The sequence below is a fragment of the Streptomyces sp. NBC_01237 genome, from assembly GCF_035917275.1.
Lineage (GTDB): Bacteria > Actinomycetota > Actinomycetes > Streptomycetales > Streptomycetaceae > Streptomyces.
In genome coordinates, this window is the sequence record NZ_CP108508.1 from 1,128,548 (window position 1) to 1,149,084 (window position 20,537).

The following is a 20,537-nucleotide window of genomic DNA, read 5'->3' on the forward strand; positions in this document are numbered from 1 at the left end:
GGGTGCGGACGGTCGCGGACACGAGGGGTGCGGGCGGGACGTTCGGTCCCCCGCAGGTCAGATGAGGTCGTTGACCCGCAGGAACTCCGCCGCGACCTCGGACGGAGCGAGCCGTACGGTGTCGACGCCCCGGTTCATCTCACGTACCGCTTCGTCGGTGAGCAGCGCGTCCACCCGGTTGAGCGTCTCGGCGAACCCCGGGCCCTGCTCCTCCTGTACGCCCTGGCGGATGACGGGGGCCACGTTCTGGTAGCCGTAGTAGCCCTTCACGTCCTCCAGAATCGTGTAGTCGCCGCGGGCGAGCTGCGGATCCGTGGTGAAGACGTCGGCGGCGTCGACCTGACCGTTGTCCAGCGCGGGGTACTGGAGGCCGATGTTCAGGGACTTCACCTCGGTGTTGGTGAGTCCGTGCGCCTTCACCATGTCGTGGTAGCCGAGTGCGCCTTCCATGTTGTCCGGGTACTCGGCGAAGACGACATGGTCCGCCTTGGCCAGGTCGCCGATGGTCCTCAGCCCGTGCTCCTTCGCGAACGCGGGCTTGACCGCGACCGCGTTGCGGTTCTGGAACGGGGTCGGGTCGAGCATCGTCAGCCCGCGGGTCTCCTGATACGTCTTCGCCTCGCGGAAGGTCGCCGCGGCGGTCGGGGGCATCGAATCGCTCTTGGCCAGCACCTGGAGGATCACCCCGGTGTACTCGGGGTAGACGTCTATCTGACCGGAGGTGAGCGCGCCGTCGATGATCGTGGTGCTGCCGATGTTCGACTTCAGCTCGACGTCGTAACCGGCCTCGGTCAGCGCCTGTCTGTACAGCTCGCCGATGATCCACTGCTCGGTGAACTGCTTGGCCCCGATGACCACGGTGGGCTTGCCGACCGTGGCAACGGCGCTGCCGCAGCCCGAGAGCGCGACGAGGGAGGCGAAGGCCAGCAGCCCGGCCGCCGCTCCCCTTGCCGGACGGCGGAGCCGGGAGCGCCGGGTGGGGGCCGAATCCGTTCCGCGTACTCTGCCGACCAGGGTGGACAGGACCGCCGACACGCGGCGGATGCCTCTCACACCTGGTCCCGGGGGACGGTGAAGGACCAGGTGCGGGTGAAGATCTCGCGCTCCGCCGCTCCGGTGCCCTCGAACGCGGACAGCTGATTGACCACACAGAAGTCGTTGGCGTCGGCGGTCATACGGGACCGGGTGCGCACGCGCGTCGCCCAGTCGCCCCGGCTGATGAACTCCTCACGCTCGCTCTCCACCGTCGCGGACAGCGGATCGCCCTCGACCAGCCGGAAGCGGTTGAGATCCTTGCCGGAACGGGTGAGACCGTCGGTGTGGTCCGTCATGGTGCCGTCCGCCGGGGTGGTCACGATGACCTGTTCCCCGGTCTCGGCGTCGTGACTGACCTTCCGGTCGCCGGGGATGGGCGCCGTCTCGATGCTGTGCGGGGGAACCGCCCGCGGCGGACCGTACGGGCGCAGCGCCGCCTCCTCGTCGGGGCGGGGCGCGCGTACCGGCAGCGTCAGGGCGCCGTGGGCGGTGTCCAGTTCCAGGGCGACCACCTCGGGCGAGGGCCAGAGCCAGGGCCACAGGGAGGCGGAGACGGAGACCCGGACGCGGTTTCCGGCGGCGAAGGCGTGCCCGATGGCGAACAGGGGCACCGACACCTCGTAGGCGCGGCCCGGCTCCAGGGGCTTCGGGTCGGCGTGTCCGTCGCGGTGGGTGAGGTTGAGGAATCCCGCCGTGACCAGCTTCGAGCTGCCGTCCGGGGCGACCTCGCACAGCCGCACCGCGAGCTGCGCCTGCGGCCGGTCGCTGGTGACCCGGAGGGTGATCCCGGGGGTGCCGAGGATCTCCAGCCGCTCGGTCAGGGCGGGACCGGTGAAGGTGTGCGACCGGCCGTCGTCGGCGGCCTGGTCCCCGTACTGGCCGGGTACGTCACCGAACTTGAGGAAGTCGCCGCCACCGGCGCCGATGGTCAGCGGCGAGCGGAGTACCGCGGCGCCCGGGGCTCCGCCGAGCGTGCTCAGCGGCAGCTCGCGCGCCTCGACACCGGGTGCGGGCCAGGAGGGCTCGCCGACCCAGCGGCCGGGACGCCCGGTGAGGTCGGAGCCGACCGGGGCGGGGTCGGGGATCCAGGCGCGCAGCGCCGGCTCGTCCATGATGCCGTCGTCGACACCGCCCGTCCAGCGGTCGAACCAGCGTACGCACTCGCTCTGGAAGTCCATCGCCGGGCCGGGTTCGGCCTGGTGGGGGTAGGTGTGCGCCCAGGGCCCGAGCATGGCCTTGAAAGGCACCTCCAGGTTCTCCATGAGCCGCAGGACGGCGCCCCGGTAGGGGTCGAGCCAGCCGCCGACCGCGTAGACGGGCACCTTGATCGCGGAGTAGTCCTCGCAGACCGATCCGTGCTGCCAGTAGGCGTCCCGGCGCTGGTGGCTCAGCCACTCCTCGGCGTAGGGGACCGTGCGGTCCAGCCGGTCCAGCCATTCCTGACGCCAGGAGTCGCCGAGCACGGCGGGGTCCGCGGGGCGGGCGTTGTAGGCGAGCATGGTCGCGGCCCAGGGCAGCATCTCGGAGGCGAGCAGGGAACCGCCCGCGTAGTGCACGTCGTCGGCGTACCGGTCGTCCGTGGAGCAGACGGTGACGATGCAGCGCAGTTGCGGCGGCTGGAGCGCCGCGATCTGGAGGCCGTTGAATCCGCCCCAGGACTTGCCGATGATCGCCACCTGGCCGTCGGACCAGTCCTGGCCCTCGATCCAGTCGAGGACTTCGAGGGCGTCGGCGAGTTCGGTGGCGTGGTACTCGTCGAGCATGATGCCGCTGGAGTCGCCGCTGCCCCGGCAGTCGACGCGCACGGCCGCGTATCCGGCGGCGGCGAACTGAGCGTGCAGGGTCACGTCACGGGGCGCGGTGCCGTCGTTCTTGCGGTACGGGATGTACTCCAGAACGGCTGGAACCGGCCCCTCGGTGTCGGCGGGCAGCCACACCCGGGCGGCGAGCCTGTTGCCGTCCTTGAGAGGAATCCATACGTGGCGCAGGACGCGTACGGGGTGACGTGCGGTGGTTTGCGAGGTACTGGTGGTGCTCATGATCCCGGACGATAGACGAGCAGCTGGGATGAACTGGACGTATATTCCTGGATATTCCGGAATTGTTTAACGGTGAACAAGAGCACAGGATTGCGAGGGGGCATCGGGGGTAGACGGATGATGCCCCTCTGCCGAGGGGGCGCCAGAGGAACACCTCCCACCCGCTCTTTTCGGCCACTCTCTCGGGGGTGGACGGGGCCGATCTCCGCTCCGTATCACCGGCGTTGGGGCGCGACGGTGCCGGCCGAAGAACCTCACCACCGGAACTCACCGTCGTAGAGCCGCCGGTGCCACCATCCGCCACCGCACCGAACGCGCCGGTGCGCGAGCGGATCGGGCAGGGTCCGACGTCGCAGCTCGGTATCGAGGGCCGCCACCAGCCGCCCGAGCTCGGCGCGGGCGGACGGGGGCAGGGAGCACAGCGCTTCTTGCAGGAGGTCCCGGGCGTTCGCCACGTTGACGAGCGAGGACTCCGGATGGGGAGAGACCTCGAAACACAGGTCGAGGTAGCGGCCGGGTTGCCGCAGGAACGCCCGATAGTGCCTGAGCGCGGCCTCGACCGCGCCACGCCACAGGCCGCCCGCAGGGTCGTCGTGTTCGCCTTCCATGCGCTGAACCTCGGCGCAGGTGCGCTCGGAGAGGCCCGGAATCCGTTCGGTCCAGGGGCCTGGGACCGGCGCCACCGGGTCTTCGGCGCGAAGCGCGCCGGGCCGTCTACGCGGCATGGGCCTTTCGGCAGATCGTCACGATCACCATCGTGACGGACGGCCGGACGGTCCACAAGGCCCGGTGGCCGTCATCGCCCTGTGGTGAACCCGCAACCCGACACCGCGTCACCGCGGCCGTGGCGTTCGCCTCCCGCCGGCGGGTGTGCGCTCGGCCGGTGCCGGCGAGTGGGCGCGTCACGGCTTCCCGGTCCGGGTCCGGGGCAGCCTCGTGGCTCCGGCGGCGGCGATCAGGCAGAAGCCGAGCACCCACCAGAAGGTGTCACCGAACGCCGCGGCGACGTCCGGGCCGCGGGCCGACAGCCGGTTCTGCAGGACCACGGCCAGGGCAGCGGTGCCGACCGAACCGCCCACGGTGTTGAGCAGGTTGAGCGCTCCGGCCGCGCGCGGAAGCTGTTCGGGCTCGATGCGGCTGTAGACGATGTTCATCACGGGCGCGCCGACCATGGCCATCCCGACGCCGCGGACCGCGAGCGCCGAGACGATCACGGCGTCCGGGACTTCATGGCCGAGCTGGGTGAACGGAACCGTGCCCGCCAGGATCAGCACGATGCCGGTGACCACCAGGGTCCGCGGCGCGACCTTGTTGATGGTGCGGTTGACCAGCACGGACCCGGCCGCCGCGCCCAGCCCCTGGGGGGCGAGCAGCAGCCCGGCCTCCCACGCCGACATTCCGCGGCCGGTCTGGAAGTACAGCGGCAGCAGGAACATCGTGCCGAACACCGACGCGCCCAGGACGAGCAGCGCGACGGCGGCGGCGCCGAAGGGCGGCCGGGCGAACAGCCGGGGGTCGACCAGCGGGGTGCGGCGGGTCCGCAGCCCGTGCACGGTGAAGCCGGTCAGCATCGCCAGCCCCGCCACCACGCCGGCCGTGGCCGGGAGGGTGCGGCCGTGGGCGACCTCGGTCAGCCCGAACACCAGCACGGCCAGGCCGGGCGAGAGCAGCAGCGCCCCCCGCAGATCGAACGCCGTACGCCGCGTCGACGGCGGCACCACGGGCACATGGCGGCGGGCGAGCAGGGCCGCGACCACTCCGATCGGCAGGTTGACCAGGAACAGCCACGGCCAGGGCGCCACTTCGAGTATGGAGCCGCCGACCAGCGGGCCGAACACCGGTGACAGCAGCGGGACGACGGCGACGACGCTGATCACCCGCCCGGTGCGGCCGGGGCCCGCGACGCGGGCCAGCAGCGCCTGCCCGGTCGCGGGCAGCAGCCCGCCGCCGAGGCCCTGGATCACCCGGAACACGATCAGGCTGGTCACCGACCAGGCCGAGGCGCAGAGAATCGAGCCGAGCAGGAACACCCCCACGGCGACGAGCCACGTCCGTCGGCCGCCGAACCGGCCGGCCAGCCAGCCGGACGCGGGTACGGCGGCCACGACGGCCAGCAGGTAGGCGGTGGTGACCCATTGGATCTCGGCGACGGAGGCGCCGAACTCCTGGGTCAGGCTGTCGATGCCGACGCTGACGATCGTGGCGTCCAGCGTGGCCATGAAGGTGCCGAGCACCAGGATGAACGCGACCCGCAGCAACTGCCTGTCCATGCGGTCGTCCGCCGGCGCGACGTTCCCGTCCGGCGGCGCGGTCTTCCCGCTCATCGGCCCTCCAGGAGATCGAGCACGTCGTTGTCGAGGTGCTTGTCCAGGGTGCGCAGCAGGTCGAGCAGTTCCTCGGCGAGCCCGTCGGCGTCCGTCCCGGCCCGGTGGGCGAACACGCCGGTCCAGCCGTCGCCGTCCGGCATGACGGTCAGGGTCACCGGGTGGTGCGTGGCCTCCCGGAAGCGGGTTCCGACGACCGTGAGCCCGGGGGCGGGTTCACGGAGGCGGTCCGGGTCGACCGGGTAGTTCTCGAACACCACCAGGCTGTCGAACAGCCTGCGCCGCCCGGTCAGCCGTTCCAGGTCGGTGAGGGCGACGTGGTGGTGCTCGACCAGTGCCCGCTGTCCGGCCTGCAGACCGGTGAGCGTGTCGGCGAGCGTGCCGCCGAGCCGGGCCCGTACAGGCACGGTGTTGGCCAGCAGCCCGATGATCTCCTCGACACCCTCCAGCTCCGGGGGACGGCAGGAGACCATGGCGCCGAAGCAGACGTCCGCGTGGCCGGATCGCCGTGCGAGCAGCACCGCCCACGCGCCCTGCACCAGCGTGTTCAGGGTCAGACCGCGCCGGGCGGCGAGGTGGGTGAGGTCGGCCACCAGTGCCGCGTCGAACGCGATGACCTCGGGTTCCTGCCAGGCCGGACCGGGTGCGCCGCCACCCAGATAGTCACCCTCGGGCAGGCCCTCCAACTCGGCTGCCCAGGCACCGAGATCGGGCTCGTGGTCGGCGCACCAGGCCAGGTAGTCGCCGAACGGTACGGGGGTGGGCAGACCGTGGGCCTCGCCGCGGACCCTCGCCGTGTAGAGGGCGAACAGCTCGGTGAGGATGCGCGGGGCCGACCAGCCGTCGGAGAGCACGTGATGGCTGGTCAGGACCAGATCGGCGCGCTCGGAGCCACGCCGGATCACGGTCAGCCGGAAGAGCGGGCCCCGGGCGAGGTCGAACGGCTCGGCCAGGTCCGCCGCCAGCACCTCCTCGGCGGGCCCGTCGATCACGCGGAAGTCCGGGCGGGGCGACGTGGGGATCACCGCCAGGGAGGCGGGGAACACGGCACCCAGGTTCGGGTGACGGGCCAGCAGGTCGGCGCCCGCGTCGCGCAGGGCTTCGGTGTCGAGCGGGCCGGCGAGGGTGAACGCCGACTGCACGGTGTACGGGTCGGGGCGCTCGGTGCGCGAGTGCCGCAGCATCACTTCCTGCAACGGGGTCAGCGGCTGCATGTCGGCGACCGGACGGTCCTGGTCGAGCGCCCTGATCTCCGGGGCGGCGGCGACGTGCAGGAGCGCGGTCCGCAAGCTCTCGGCCAGTTCCTCGACCTCGGCTGCGGTGAACAGCGCGGACGGCCAGGTGATCCGGACCCCGAGCGCGTCGTCGCGCACCAGGGCGTTGATCATCAGGCTGTACGGCAGGGGCATCGCGTCGGAGCCGTTGGAACCGAGCGGGTCGGCGTCCGGGGGCGCCTGCCACGGCGTCTCCCGCGCCGGGGCGCCGGGGTACCGGCCGAGGTAGTTCCAGGCGATCTCCGGTGCCACGGGATCCAGCAGGCCCGCCGCGGTGAGAATGCCGTGGCCGAGGCCGTCGCCCTGTGCGCGCAGCCGTTCCCCGACCGCCTTCACGTCGTCGCCCGCGTCGAGTCGCACGGGGTGGACGGCGGTGAACCAGCCGACGGTCTGGGACAGGTCGACCTGCCGGGGGCGGCCATGGCTCTCCAGCGCGACCAGCACCCGCGGTGTCCCGCGCCAGGCCCGTACCGCCCGGGCGAGCGCCGTCAGGAGCACGGCGTCCGGCGTGATGCGGCAGGCGGCCGGCAGGGTCGTGATCAGGGCGCGGGTCGAGTCGGCGTCGAGCCGGATCTCGTGGTGCGTCGCGGTCGCCACGGTGTCCCGGGCGGGGTCGAGCGGGCGGGTGAGCGCCGGTGTGGTGTTCATCCGCCGCCAGTGCGGCAGTTCGGTCCGCCGGTCGGCGTCGCGCAGCGAGCGCGCCCAGCCGAGGAACGACTGACCGTGCCGGGCCAGTGATCCACCGGAGTGGGCGTGTTCCAGGTCGTCCAGCAGGATGCGCCAGGACACGCCGTCCACGACCAGGTGGTGGGCGATCAGGACGAGCCGGCCGGGCCGGGCCGGGCCGGCGTCCACCCACACCGCGCGCAGCAAGGGGCCCGTGCGCGGGTCCATGGACTCCCGGGCGGCGGCGATCGCGGCGTCGGCCGGACCCCGCAGGTCCTCCGTCGCCGGCACGCGGGTCAGCACCTCGGCACCGGTCACCGTGCCGACCGGCGGGATGCGCAGCACGTCGTCGGCCAGGTGGGCCCGCAGCACGTCGTGACGGGCCAGGAGCGCGTCGAGCACCGCCCGCCAGGCCGGCTCGTCGCCGCCCGGCGGGACGCAGATCTCCACCCACTGGCAGAATCCGTCCGCTGTGGAGCCGGCGCGGCGCAGCAGGTCCCGCATGATCGGGGTCAGCGGTGCGTCCCCGTCCGCGGGTCCCGCACCGTCGTCGAGGGTGCGCGCCCGCGCCGCGATCCCGGCGACCGTCTCTCCCTCGAACACGTCCCGCGCGCTCAGGCCGAGGCCCTGGCGCCGGGCCCGCGACACCACTTGCAGTGACACGATGCTGTCCCCGCCGATGGCGAAGAAGCTGTCGTCGGGGCCGATGTCATCGGTGCCCAGGACGTCCTGGAAGACGCCGAGCAGCACCGCTTCCGCCCCGGTGGCGGGTTCGCGCCGCGGGGCTGCGACGGTTTCGGGAGCGGGCAGCGCGGCGGTGTCGAGCTTGCCGCTGGGGCTCAGCGGCAGCCGGTCGATCGGTACGAGCACCGTCGGCACCATGTGGTCGGGCAGTTCCTCGGCCAGGTACGCGCGCACCCGCGCGGTGTCGAGGTCGGCGTCGTCGGTCGGGATGACGTAGCCGACGAGCCTGCCCTCCCGCATGATCACGGCGCCGGCGCGCACATCGGGGTGGCTGGTCAGAGTGGACTCGATCTCGCCCAGCTCGACCCGGAAGCCGCGGACCTTCACCTGGTGGTCGGCGCGGCCGAGGAACACCAGCTGTCCGTCCGGCCGCCACCGCACCAGGTCGCCCGTGCGGTACAACCGCTCCCCCGGCGGTCCGAACGGGTCGGCCACGAACGTCGCGGCGGTAAGACCGGGGCGGCCCAGGTAACCGCGGGCCAGGCTCGGCCCGCCGAGGTAGAGCTCGCCCGTGACGCCGACGCCGACCGGCTGGAGTCCGCCGTCGAGGACATAGGCGCGGACGTTGGGGTCGGGGCGGCCGATCGGCAGCGGCCCGGCGTCGTCCGGGTCGTAGTGCCAGGTCGTGGAGTTGATGGTGACCTCGGTCGGACCGTAGGCGTTGAACAGTGCCCTGCGGCCCCGGCCCCAGCGTCGTGCCAGCTCGGGGTCGAGGCGCTCGGCGCCGACGACGAAGAACACGTCGGGGTCGACGGTGCGGTCGTCGGGCATCGCGGCCAGGAACGAGGGAAGCAGGTTCACTCCGGTCACCCGGTGCTCGACTATGTAGTCGAGCAGTTCGTCGCCGGGGACGCGTACCTCCTCGGGCGCGATCACCGACGTACCGCCGGAGAGCAGGGGCACCATGGTCTGCCAGAACGCGACGTCGAAGCCGGTCGACGCGAAGTGCAGGTACCGGTCGTTCTCGGTGACGCCGACGACCTCCTCCTGGAGCGCGATCAGGTCGGGCACGCCCCGGTGGGTCACGCCGACGCCCTTGGGCCGCCCGGTGGTTCCGGAGGTGTAGATGACGTAGGCGAGCGCGTCCTCGGTGAGCCGGGCGCGCGCCCCGGCCGGGTCGGTGTCCGCCGCGGACGCGAGTGCGGCGGGGTCGTCCAGCCGCAGTACCGGGATCTCGCGGTCGACGGGCAGTTCGGCGCCGGTCGTCACGGCGGCTGCCGGGGCGATGTCGTCGAACATGTACGCCAGCCGCTCCCGCGGGTAGCTCGCGTCCATCGGCACGTACACCGCGCCCGCCTTGGCCACGCCGAACAGCGCCACGGTCATCTCGATGTCGCGTCCGAGCAGGACCGCGACCGGGTCCTGGGGCCGTACCCCACGCCCGATCAGCGCGTGGGCGAGCCGGTTGGCCTGCCGGTCCAGCTCGGCATAGCTGAGGCTGCGGTCGCGGCAGACCAGGGCCTCGGCGTCGGGCCTGCGGCGCACCTGGGCGGCGAACTCCTCCAGCCAGTGGCCGCGCGCCTTGGCGGGGACGGCCGCGGTGCCGGTACGCAGCATCCGCGCCCGCTCGTCGGGGTCGAGCGCGGACAGCCGGATCGCGGGCCGTGCCGGGTCGTCGACGAGCTCCCGCAGGAGGTGGTGCAGCCAGCGTCCGTAGTCGCGCACGGTCTCCGCGGCGAAGGCGTGCGGCTGGTAGCCGAGGCCGATCGTGATCTCCTCGTCCGGAATCACGATGACGGTCAGCGCGTAGTGCGTGGCGTCGGTGATGTCCACGCCCGCCAGGTCGAGGCCGGGGGTGAGCGGGGTGCGCTTCCGGCTGGACAGCGGGAAGTTCTCCATGACCAGCATCGTGTCGAAGAGTTCGCCGATGCCCACCGCCCGCTGGATCTCGGGCAGGCCGATGTGGTGGTGCTCGCCCAGCGCGACGCTGTCGGCGTGCACGTGTGCCATGAGGTCCCGCGCGGTCTGGTCCTGGGTGTGCCGCACCCGCACCGGGATGGTGGTACCGAGCTGGCCGATCATCGACTCCACGCCGTCGACCTCGGCGGGCCGCCCGGACACCGGGCAGCCGAACACGACATCGCGGCGCCCGGTGAGCCTGCCCAGCAGCAGGCCCCACGCCGTCTGGAGCACCGTGGTCAGGGTGACGCCCTGTTCACGGGCGAACGCCCGCAGCCGGTCGCTGAACTCGCGTCCCAGTCCGACGATTTCGCGGCCGGGCCGCTCGACACCGGTTCCAGTGCTCGCGGGTGCCAGCCGTGTCGCGTCGTCGACTCCGGCCAGCGCGTCCCGCCACGCGGCGAGCGACGCCTCCCGGTCCCGGCCCGCCAGCCACCGGAAGTACTCCGACAGCGGCGGGGCGGCGGGGGCGGCGGGGCCGCCGCTCAGCTCGGCGTAGATGGCGAGCAGGGTGCGGCCGACCAGCGGCATCGACCAGCCGTCGAGCAGGGCGTGGTGGTTCGTGATCACCAGCTTGTGCTCGGCGGGCCCGACACGGGACAGCAGGAAGCGGATCAGCGGCGGCCCGGCCGGGTCGAACGGGCGCTCCAGTTCGGCGCGGGCCGCTTCGGGGAACCGGTCGTCCTCCCGCCAGTCCAGGGCGACATCGGCGGGGATCACCTGCACCACGTCGTCCCCGGCCGTGCCCAGGTACATGCGCAGGGCGGGGTGGCGGCGCAGCAGTTCGCGTGCGGCCTCGGCCATCCGGTCCGGCTCCAGCTCACCGGCCAGGGTGGTCACGGCCTGGACGACATAGACGTCGGTGTCGGTGTCGTCGCGGACCAGGGTGTGGAAGGACAGCCCGACCTGGAGGGGTGTGGCGGGCAGTACGTCAGCGATGCGGCCGGTGCGTTCGAGGGCGTCGATGGCGGTCTGGTCGAGGTCTACCAGCGGCAGGTCGGACGGGGTGAGGCCGCCCGGGGTGCGGAGCGCGTGCTCGGCGAGTGCGTCCAGGGCGGCGGCCCAGGCGCTCTGGAGGGCTGCGACGGCGTCGGTGCCGAGCACCCCGGTCGCGGCCGTCCACTCGACGGCGAGCCGTGGTGCACCCTCTTCGTGGACGAAGCAGTTGAGCGCCAGCACCTGTTCCAGCGCCTTGGCACCGGGCTCGTTCACCGAGAAGGCGTCGTGCTCGGGCAGGCGCCAGCCGGTTCCGGACAGCGGGGCGAACCGGCCCAGGTAGTTGAGCAGCACGTCCGGCGGCGGGGTGGCCGCGAGTTCGGCACGGGTCTCGGGGTCGAGGTGGCGCAGGACGCCGTAGCCGACACCGCCGTCGGGGACGCCGCGCCTGGCCTCCTTGGCGGCGCGCAGCGCCTGCCCGATGTCGTCGGACGCGGGCACGCGCACCGGGTACTCGCTGGTGAACCAGCCGATGGTGCGCGACAGGTCGAGGTGTTCGCGGCCGTGGCCCTCCATCGACACGGTCACCGCGTCGCCCGGCAGGCCCCAGTTGCGCAGGGTGAGTACGAGGGCGGCCAGCAGCACCTCGTCGACCCCGGCGCGGTACGCCGCGGGCAGGGTGGTCAGCAGCGCCTCGGTGGCTTCGGCCGAGGCCACGGTGACCGACCGGTGGGCGGTCGACACCGTGTCCCGTGTGTGGTCCAGCGGCCGGGCGCCCAGCCGGGACGCGGAGCGGAGCGCGGTCCGCCAGTGGTCGAGTTCGCCCCGGCGCGCGCCGGATTCTCCCTGGTCGGCGAGGAGTGTGGCGTGCCTCCGCCATGATGTGCCGACCGGGTCGGGGGTGCCGCCCGCGCAGGCCGTGTACAGGTCGGGCAGCAGGATGCGCCAGGACACGCCGTCCATGGCGAGGTGGTGCACGACGACGACCAGCCGGTCCGACGTGTCGTCACCGGTGCGGAGCAGCGCGGCCCGCAGCAGGTCGCCGGTCCTCGGGTCGAGTTCTCCCGCCAGCCGCCGGGCCAGGGCGGTCACGTCCTCGCCGTGGACCTCTCCGACGACGGCCCGCACGGCGCCGCGGGGCAGGATCTCCAGTCCCTCGCCCGCCCGCAGCCGCAGTGCGTCGTGGTGGTCGAGTACGGCCTGCACGCCGGTAACCAGGTCGTCGTGGGCGAGTTCGTCGACACGCAGGGCGGTCCACTGCGCGTAGCCGGCGACGACGTCCACATCCGGATGCGGGTCGAGGAGACCGCGCACGATCGGCGGCGCGGGCACGGGCCCGACCGGGTCGTCCGCCGGCTCGGGAGCGTCCTCCAACAGCTCGGCGGAGGCGGCCAGCGCGGCGAAACTGCGGCGCGCCAGCAGGTCCCGCGGACGCAGCCCGAGGCCCACCGCCCGCAGTCTGCTGCTGACGGTGATCGCGGTGATGCTGTCCCCGCCGAGGGCGAAGAAGTCGTCGTCCACGCCGACCCGTTCGACGTCGAGCGCCTCGGCGAGCACCGCGCACAGCAGCCGCTCCCGCTCGGTGCCCGGCTCCCGGCCGCCGCCGGGCAGCGCGGGCGCGGGGAGGGCGGCGCGGTCGAGCTTGCCGTTGGGCGTCAGCGGCAGCCCGGCCAGCACCACGACCGCCGCGGGCACCATGTGCTCGGGCAGCCGCTCGGCCAGCCGGGCACGTACCTCGTCCCCGGTGACCGAGGTGGACACGACGTAACCGATCAGCCGGGACGACCGCACCCTGGCGGCCGACGCGGTGACTCCGGGCACCGCGGCGAGCGCCGCCTCGACCTCGCCGGTCTCCACCCGGTGTCCGCGGATCTTGACCTGTCCGTCGCCCCGGCCCCGGTACTCCAGGCCCCGGCCGGGCACCCATCGGGCCAGGTCGCCGGTGCGGTACATCCGCTCCCCCGGCGCGCCGAACGGGTCGGCGACGAAGCGCTCGGCGGTCGCTCCGGGCCGGCCGAGGTAGCCGCGGGCCAGGTGCGGTCCGGCCAGGTACAGCTCGCCGGCGGTGCCGTGGGGCACCGGCTGCAGCGCGCTGTCCAGCACATGGATCCGGGTGCCCGCGAGCGGGTGGCCGATCGTCGGCTCGTCGCCGTCGACCGGTGCGGTGGTGCTGTCCACCGTCGCCTCGGTCGGCCCGTACATGTTGCGCGCGGTGATGCCCGACGCGGCGACCCGCCGCCACAGCGCGGGCGGGGTGGCTTCCCCGCCGAGGACCAGCAGCGTCGGCCGCCGGTCCAGCAGGCCGCCGTCGATCAGCGGCGTGGCCATCGACGGCGTGGTGTCCACGATGTCGATGCCGTCGCGGGCGTACGCGGCGAGGAGGGCGTCGGCGTCGCGGGCGGTCTCGGTGTCGTAGACGTGCAGTTCGTGCCCGCACAGCAGCCACACCAGGTGGTCGAACGCGGAGTCGAAGGCGAACGAGTAGGTGTGCGCGGCGCGCAGCGGCCTGCCAGCGGACCGTTCGGCCTCCGCGACGACCGTCGCCCGCTGGTGGTGCAGCAGCGAGGCCAGACCGCCGGCCCGGCCGAGCACGCCCTTGGGGCGCCCGGTCGACCCGGAGGTGTGGATCACATAGGCGAGGTGTTCGGGGTGCCGGGGCTCGGCCAGTTCATCGGCCGCCAGCGGCGTGCCGGACAGGGCGGCGGCCTCGTCGAGCAGGGTGGTCCACGGCAGCCCGTCGACCGCGCCGGTGGTCAGGACCAGCGCGGGTCGGGTGTCGTCGATCAGCTCGCGCAGCCGCTCGGGCGGGTACGCGGCGTCCAGGGGCAGGAACGCGGCGCCCGCGTCCAGCACCGCCAGCAGGGCGACCACCGAGTCGGCCGAGCGCGGCAGCGCGAGCGCCACGACGTCGTCGGCCCCGATCCCGCGGGCCCGCAGCGCACGGGCCAGCCGGTGCACCCGGCCCGCCAGCTCCGCCGCGGACAGCCGGTCCTCACCGCACACCAGGGCCGTACGCCCCGGACCGGCGGCGGCCATCGTGTCGAACGCGGTCGGCACGTCCACCGGCGTGCCGGGCAGCGCGGGCGGGCACCAGTCGGCCAGCAGCCGGTCCACGTCGGCGGTCAGGGCGATCCGTGCGACGGGCAGCCCGTCGGTCAGCCCGGACAGCAGGGCCCGCAGTCCGGACAGCAGACCGTCGACCGCGGCCTGGTCGTTGGACCGGGCGTCGACCTCGAAGCCGAGCAGCAGCCCACCGTCACGGGTCGGCAGGACGCTCAGGCCCATGTCCTCGGGCGGACCGCCCGCGACGTTGCGCATCACGCCGCCGGCCCCGGCGAAGTCGATCGCCAGGTCGAACGCCTTGAGGTTGATCCCGCGTCCGTGCAGCAGCGCGCCTGCGCCGGGTGCTCCGAGGTCCCTCGGCAGATCCTCGCCCCGGTAGCGCTGGTGGTCGCGCATCTCGCGCATGGCGGAGGCGACCCGCCGGCTCAGCTCCCCGAGCCCGTCCCCGCCGCGCACGGTCACCCGCAGCGGCAGCACATTGACCGCCATGGCGGGGGTACGCAGCTCGGTCGAACCCGCCCGGCACATCAGCGGCAGCGCGAACACCACATCGGTGCGGCCCAGCATGCGGTGCAGGAAGGCGGCGTAGCAGGCGATCAGTGCCTCGCCCCAGGTGACGCCCTGCCCGTCGGCGAACGCGCGCAGCCGGGCGGTCTCCTCGGGCGTGACGACGGCGCGGGCGGTCAGGGTGCGGTCGGGCGAACCGGCGGCGGTGTCGGGATCAGCGAGGTGACCGAGGTCGGGGAGCGGGGTGAACCGCTCGACCCAGTACGCGCGGTCCTCGGCGAACCGGTCGCTGTCCCGGTAGGCCCGGTCGGCGGCGACGAGCCGGTCGAAGGCGCCGAAGGTCGACTTCGGCGGCTCGGTCCCGCGTACCAGGGCGGTGTAACGGGCGGCGGTGCGGCGGGCGAGCATCGCGGCGGTGTAACCGTCGAAGACCAGGTGGTGGCCGAGCTGGGTGTACCAGACCTCGCGGTCGGACAGCCTGATGACGGTACGCGCGTACAGCGGCCGGTCCACCATCCCCCGGCATGCCTCGGCCGCCCGGCCCCGCTCGGCGTCGACGAGCGCGTGTGCGGCGGCCACAGGGTCGGCGGCGCCGCTGACATCGACCACCGAGGGCGGCTCGACCGGCTCCCGGCTCACCGCCTGGCGCGGCCCGTCCGGGGTGTCGTACACCCGCAGCCGCAGCGTGTCGGCCTCCTCGGTGGTCGCCCGGACCGCTTCCGCCAGCGCGTCCACGTCGACCGGCTCGCTGCCGGATATCTCCACCACGTCGCCGACCATGTAGTACGGCGAGTCGGGTTCGAGGCGTTGCGCGTTCCAGATGCCCAACTGGGCGCTGGTCAGGGCGAGGAGGCCGTCCGATGACACGCTTGCGGTGCTCAACTTACTCTCCTAGAAGTGTGGGAACGATCATCGGTGTGCCGGTCACCGGGTCGGGGACGATGACGCTCGGCAGGTCGAACACGTCCTTGATCAGCGCGGCGTCCACGATGTCCCCGGGATCGCCCTCGGCGACCACCCGGCCGTCCTTCATGGCGATCAGGTGGTCGGCGAACCGGCAGGCCTGGTTGATGTCGTGCAGGACCGCGACCACCGTCCGGCCCTCGTTGCGCAGCCGGGTCAGCAGTCCGAGCAGCTGGTACTGGTGGGTGATGTCCAGGAACGACGTCGGTTCGTCGAGCAGCAGGTAGGGCGTCTGCTGGGCGAGCACCATGGCCATCCACACCCGCTGACGCTGTCCGCCGGACAGCTCCTGCACCGGCCGGTCGGCCAGGTCGCCGACGCCGGCGGCGTCCATCGCCCCGGTGACGGCCTCCTCGTCGTCCGGCGACCACAGCGCCAGCATCGACTGGTGGGGGAACCGCCCCCGGCCCACGAGTTGCCGGACCCTGATGTCGTCGGGTGCCAGCGGATCCTGCGGCAGGAAGCCGAGTTGCTTGGCCAGCGCCTTGGTCGCATAGCCGCCGACCGCGCGGCCGTCGAGTTCCACCTGACCGGAGTCGGGGCGCAGCAGCCGGACCAGGGCGCTCAACAGGGTCGACTTCCCACAGGCGTTGGGGCCCACGATGGCGGTGAACGCGCCATCGGGGATGTCGAGGCTCAGCCGTGTGGACACGACGCGGTCTCCGTAGCGCAGGGTGATCTCCCGCGCCGTCAGGCGTGCGGTCACGCGCGCCTCACCTCCTTGGTCAGCAGCCAGATCAAGTAGCAACCGCCGATCGCGGTGCTCACCACGCCGACGGGCAGCGCGACGGGCGCCAGCAGCATCTGGGCGATCAGGTCGGCGCCCAGGAGCAGCACCGCCCCGGTGAGCGCGGCCGGGAGCAGCGGCACTCCGGCCGCGCCCGCGAGCCTGCGGCCGATCTGCGGGGCGGCGAGGGCGATGAACGCGATCGGCCCGGCCACCGCGGTCACCGTGGCCGTGCAGCCGACGCCGACCAGCACCATCAGCAGTCGCAGCCGGTCGAGCCCGACCCCGGTGGTCACCGCGATCGCGTCGCCGAGCGCTGCCTGGTGCATGGCGTGCGCCCGCGCGGTCATCAGGGTGAGCAGGACGGCGATCACCGTGAACGGAATTCCCAGGTCGGCCCAGCCCACGCCGTTGAGCGAGCCGGCGCTCCAGCCGACGGCGGCGATCGCCACCTCCAGCTCGGCGCGCAGCACGATCCACGAGTTGATCGCGGTCACCATCGCGTTGAACGCGATGCCGATGACCACCAGCCGCATCCCGGAGAAGCCCCGGTCGAACGAGAGCAGATAGATCGCGGCCGCGACGACCAGCCCGCCGAGCACCGAGCCGACGGCCAGTTGCGCGGACGTGCCCGACAGCACGGTGATGGCGACCAGGGCGCCGGTGTAGGCGCCCGCGTCGAGACCGATGACGTCCGGGCTGCCCATCGGGTTGCGGGTGAGGTTCTGGAAGATCGCCCCCGCCACACCGAGCGCGGCGCCGAAGACCAGTCCGGCGAGCACGCGTGGCAACCGCCAGTCCCGGATCACCACGGAGGGGTCCGACCCGCTCAGCGCGGCGAACACCTCGCCGGGGGTGGACCATGACGCCCCGTAGCAGAGCCCGAGCAGGCCCAGGCCCAGCATCAGGGTGACCAGCACGGCGCAGAGCACCACCGTGCGTCGTCCGGCCCTCAGCGCGAGCGCCTTCACAGCGACCCCGCCCCGTAGCGGCGAACGGCCCAGATGAGCATGGGGCCGCCGAGGAACGCGGTCACGATGGCCACCGGAACCTCGCCGGTGGGCAGCAGCACCCGCGACCCGATGTCGGCGACCAGCAGCAGGATCGGACCCAGCACCATCGTGTAGAGGATCAGCCACGGCACGGAGCCCGCGGCCGGTCTGCGGACCAGGTGCGGCACGATCAGCCCGACGAACAGGATCGGCCCGGCCACCGCCGTGGCCGCCCCGCTGAGCACGGTGATCAGCACCAGGGCGAGGGCCCGGACCCGGCCCACGCCCGCCCCCAGGGTGTGCGCCACGCTCTCGCCCAGCGTCAGTGCGTTGAGTGCGCGGCTCAGCATCAGCGCGCCGAGCAGGGACACGGCGATCGCGGCCAACGGCAGTGCCAGTGGAGCCTGTTCGCGGGCCGCCAGCGACCCGACCGACCAGAACCGGTAGGTGTCGAAGACGTCCGGGAGCATCAGCCGCATGCCCAGCGAGACGCCGCTGAGCACCGCGGTCAGAGCCACGCCGGTGAGCACCAGGCGCAGTGGCGAGCGCCGCCCGACCGCGGCGACCAGCAGCGCCGCGAGCACGGAGCCGGCGATCGCGAAGCCCAGTTCGCCCGCCTGTCCGGCGGCCAGCCCGAGCGCCGATCCGACGGTGACGGCGAACCCGGCGCCCGCGGTGACCCCGAGGATGCCGGGCTCGGCCAGGGGGTTGCGGGCCAGTGTCTGGATCAGCGCGCCGGCCACCGCGAGCGCGGCGCCCACCGCGATGGCCAGCAGCGCGCGCGGCGCCCGGACGTCCCGCACGATCACATGGTCGTCGGTGCCGTGGAAGTCCAGGAACGCCCGCACGACCTCGGCGGGCGGGACCGGGCGGGCCCCGACACCCATGCTGAGCACGGCGACCGCCGCCAGCAGCACCAGTCCGCCGATCAGCAGGCCGGTCTGCGGTACGGCCCGCCTGGTTTCCGCCGCCCCGGACGCGCGGCCCGCGACGGTCACCGGTTCAGCAGCGGGGCGAGCGACTTGTCGATCGCGTCCAGGGTCTGCATGCCCTGCCCGTAGGTCGCGGCCTCGGTGTAGCGGAGCGGGTATGCCTTCCCGGCCTTGACCGCGGGCAGGTTCTTCCAGAGCTTCGAGTCCATCACGTACTGGACCGGCTTGGGGATGCTGCCGTCGGCGTTGACCGAGTACGTCATGACGTCGGCCTCACCGAAAGCGGCCGGGAGTTCCTCGATGGACGGGTACTCGCTGACCGAGCGCGAGCCCGGACCGGACTCCTTGACCTTGCCGTAGTACTTCGCGCCGAGGTCCTCGGCGATGTTGGTGCCCCACGAACCACCGAACTCGCGCTGGAAGGTGCCCTTGGCGACCTCTCCGTACGCGCCGACGTGGCCCAGCTTGAGCTGGGGCAGCACGTCCTTGTACTTCGTGGCCAGCTCGGCGGCCTTGGCCTCGTACGTGCCCTTCGCGGCGTCGAACCGCTTGAGCGCGCCGGCGGCGTCGGCCTGCTTGTGGGACAGCTCGCGCCATGCGGACGGCACGGTCGGGCCGATCGCCACGACCGGGGCGATGGACTCCAGTCGCTTGATGTCGATGTCGCCGAGCACCGGGGCGGGCACCCCGATGACGATCAGGTCGGGCTCGGCCTCGGCCACGGCCTCGTAGTTGGTCTCGGCCGCCTGCTCTCCCGCCACCTTGGGGAGCTTCTTGTACGCGGCCAGGTCCTCCTTGGACATCATCGGCTCACCGCGCTTCCACGACGAGATCCCGACCAGCGGCGCGTCGGCCTCGATCATGACCGGCACGGCATAGCCGGTGGCCACCACACGCTTCGGCTTCGCCGGGATGGTGATCTTGCCGTTGTCCGCGGCGAACACCCGGGTCCCGCCCTCCTCCGAGGCGGCCGACCCGCCCTCCGAGGAGAACCCGCATCCGGCCAGGACGAGGGTCAGCGACACCGCGCCGACCAGGCCGAACGATCTGCGTATGGACATGCGATTGCTCCTTGCTAGTTAGGTAAGGCTCACCTTAGTTGATGGCCTTTCGGCAGGACAAGCCAGGAGCGGGCGTAACGCCCGCCCCGGTCCGGCCGGTTGATCAGTGCTCGTCCTCGTCGAAGTCGGCGACGCCGCGCTTCCAGTAGCCGGTGATGTCGCTGTCAGCCCTGTCCAGGCACAACTCGTCGCGGACCCAGCGGCGCAGCGGCTTGATCTGCCCCGCCTCACCCGCCGCCCACACGTACACGCGCTCCCCCTCGGGCACGGTCACCGACATCACGGCCCCTGCCAGCGCGTCGCCGGTTCCGGCCGGCAGGCCGCCGCGGTGCAGCCAGTGCACCCGAACACCCTCGGGCGCGGACAGCTCGATCTCCTCCGCGGCATCGGCGACTTCGACGAACGCCCAGCCCTTCGCGGCCCTGGGCAGCTCCTCCAGCCGGCGCGCGATCGCGGGCAGGGCCGTGATGTCGCCCGCCAGCAGATAGTGGTCGTAGGCGTGCGGGACGATCAGCCCGCCGGGCGGTCCCGCGATGTGCATAACGGTGCCCGGGCGGGCCGCAAGCGCCCAGTCCGACGCGAGACCGCCCTCGTGCGGCGCGATATCGATATCGATCTCGCCCGCGACGGGGTCGTACCGGCGCACGGTGTACTCCCGCGAGACGAGCGCCGGGCGCGGCCAGCGCAGCATCGCCCCGTTCGGCTCGGGCAGCCGCAGCGAGCCGTCCGGATCCGGGAAGATCAGTTTCACGTGCTCGTCCGGCGCATGGGCCTCGAACCCCTCGGCGCCCGCCCCGCCCAGGGTCACCCGCAGCAGGCCGGAGCCGACCATGGCGGTCCGTACGACCTCGGTCTCCCGGATGCCGATCGGGTAGCCCACCTTCTCCGCGTGACGGCCCGCCCGCACCTCCGCGATCCGGTCCAGGTGCCGGTGCCGGTGATCGACGCGGCTCATGCGGCACCCCCCGTCAGCAGCGCCGTCCAGTGCGCCAGTTCGGGCTGCTCGGCCAGATCGGGAAACTCCAGCGTGGCCGCCCCCGCGGCGCGCCAGCGCTCGACCAGGATCATGATCCGCACCGAGTCCAGGCCGAGGTCGACCAGGTTCTCCTCGGGCGCGATGTCCGCGGGGTCGCAGTCGAGCAGCTCCGCGACGTCGGCGCGGACACGTTCGGGCGACAAGGTCTTGTTCATCGGTTCACTCCTGCGGGGATGGGCACCGGCCCGGCGGTCAGCAGGCCGGCGGTGATGGTGGGGACGACGCCACAGCACTGGGCGACGTGGGAGGTGGACGCCCGCCCGGCCATGGCGTGCGCGAGGGAGGTCGGCGAACAGGTCCCGCACGGCGGGGTGCCGGGCGCGGCCGGGAAGCGGGTGC

The 20,537-nt window shown here is 73.0% G+C and carries 11 protein-coding genes; all 11 read right to left on the reverse strand.

Annotated features, from left to right (window positions below; translation table 11 throughout):
* Positions 1–57: 57 nt before the first annotated feature.
* On the reverse strand, positions 58–1,053 hold the full coding sequence (locus tag OG251_RS05050; RefSeq protein WP_326675956.1) for an ABC transporter substrate-binding protein: 996 nt from the start codon (positions 1,051–1,053) through the stop codon (positions 58–60).
* Positions 1,050–3,074 carry a CocE/NonD family hydrolase gene (locus OG251_RS05055; protein ID WP_326675957.1) on the reverse strand — a complete coding sequence of 675 codons (2,025 nt, stop codon included), beginning with the start codon at positions 3,072–3,074 and terminating at the stop codon, positions 1,050–1,052. Before OG251_RS05055 ends, OG251_RS05050 begins: the two co-directional genes overlap by 4 nt.
* Before the next feature lie 254 nt (positions 3,075–3,328).
* Positions 3,329–3,682 (reverse strand): hypothetical protein, encoded by a 354-nt coding sequence (locus OG251_RS05060; protein ID WP_326675958.1) that lies wholly within the window; start codon positions 3,680–3,682, stop codon positions 3,329–3,331.
* A 294-nt stretch (positions 3,683–3,976) separates the two neighbouring features.
* Entirely contained in the window at positions 3,977–5,398 is a 1,422-nt protein-coding gene (locus tag OG251_RS05065; protein ID WP_326675959.1) for an MDR family MFS transporter, read from the reverse strand.
* A complete protein-coding gene (locus tag OG251_RS05070; RefSeq protein ID WP_326675960.1) occupies positions 5,395–15,369 on the reverse strand; it encodes a non-ribosomal peptide synthetase in 9,975 nt (3,324 codons plus the stop codon). The genes OG251_RS05065 and OG251_RS05070 overlap by 4 nt, the downstream gene beginning before the upstream one ends.
* Before the next feature lies 1 nt (position 15,370).
* A complete protein-coding gene (locus tag OG251_RS05075) occupies positions 15,371–16,156 on the reverse strand; it encodes an ABC transporter ATP-binding protein (RefSeq protein WP_326675961.1) in 786 nt (261 codons plus the stop codon).
* The gene (locus tag OG251_RS05080) at positions 16,153–17,082 is read right to left on the reverse strand and encodes a FecCD family ABC transporter permease (protein WP_326681159.1); all 930 of its coding nucleotides are present in this window, start codon (positions 17,080–17,082) and stop codon (positions 16,153–16,155) included. The genes OG251_RS05075 and OG251_RS05080 overlap by 4 nt, the downstream gene beginning before the upstream one ends.
* 62 nt (positions 17,083–17,144) lie before the next feature.
* The gene (locus tag OG251_RS05085; protein WP_326675962.1) at positions 17,145–18,167 is read right to left on the reverse strand and encodes a FecCD family ABC transporter permease; all 1,023 of its coding nucleotides are present in this window, start codon (positions 18,165–18,167) and stop codon (positions 17,145–17,147) included.
* A complete protein-coding gene (locus OG251_RS05090) occupies positions 18,164–19,162 on the reverse strand; it encodes an ABC transporter substrate-binding protein (RefSeq protein WP_326675963.1) in 999 nt (332 codons plus the stop codon). The genes OG251_RS05085 and OG251_RS05090 overlap by 4 nt, the downstream gene beginning before the upstream one ends.
* A 103-nt stretch (positions 19,163–19,265) precedes the next feature.
* Positions 19,266–20,117: a siderophore-interacting protein gene (locus OG251_RS05095; protein WP_326675964.1), complete on the reverse strand. Its 852-nt coding sequence runs from the start codon at positions 20,115–20,117 to the stop codon at positions 19,266–19,268.
* Positions 20,114–20,353 carry a phosphopantetheine-binding protein gene (locus OG251_RS05100; RefSeq protein WP_326675965.1) on the reverse strand — a complete coding sequence of 80 codons (240 nt, stop codon included), beginning with the start codon at positions 20,351–20,353 and terminating at the stop codon, positions 20,114–20,116. Before OG251_RS05100 ends, OG251_RS05095 begins: the two co-directional genes overlap by 4 nt.
* Positions 20,354–20,537: the final 184 nt, after the last annotated feature.

Excerpts from the sequence above, each read along its gene's own strand:
- OG251_RS05080 (WP_326681159.1), bottom strand. The coding sequence starts at position 17,082 with ATGCTGGGCCTGGGCCTGCTCGGGCTCTGCTACGGGGCGTCATGGTCC.
- OG251_RS05055 (WP_326675957.1), bottom strand. The coding sequence starts at position 3,074 with ATGAGCACCACCAGTACCTCGCAAACCACCGCACGTCACCCCGTACGC.
- OG251_RS05090 (WP_326675963.1), bottom strand. The coding sequence starts at position 19,162 with ATGTCCATACGCAGATCGTTCGGCCTGGTCGGCGCGGTGTCGCTGACC.
- OG251_RS05100 (WP_326675965.1), bottom strand. The coding sequence starts at position 20,353 with ATGAACAAGACCTTGTCGCCCGAACGTGTCCGCGCCGACGTCGCGGAG.
- OG251_RS05060 (WP_326675958.1), bottom strand. The coding sequence starts at position 3,682 with ATGGAAGGCGAACACGACGACCCTGCGGGCGGCCTGTGGCGTGGCGCG.
- OG251_RS05065 (WP_326675959.1), bottom strand. The coding sequence starts at position 5,398 with ATGAGCGGGAAGACCGCGCCGCCGGACGGGAACGTCGCGCCGGCGGAC.
- OG251_RS05095 (WP_326675964.1), bottom strand. The coding sequence starts at position 20,117 with ATGAGCCGCGTCGATCACCGGCACCGGCACCTGGACCGGATCGCGGAG.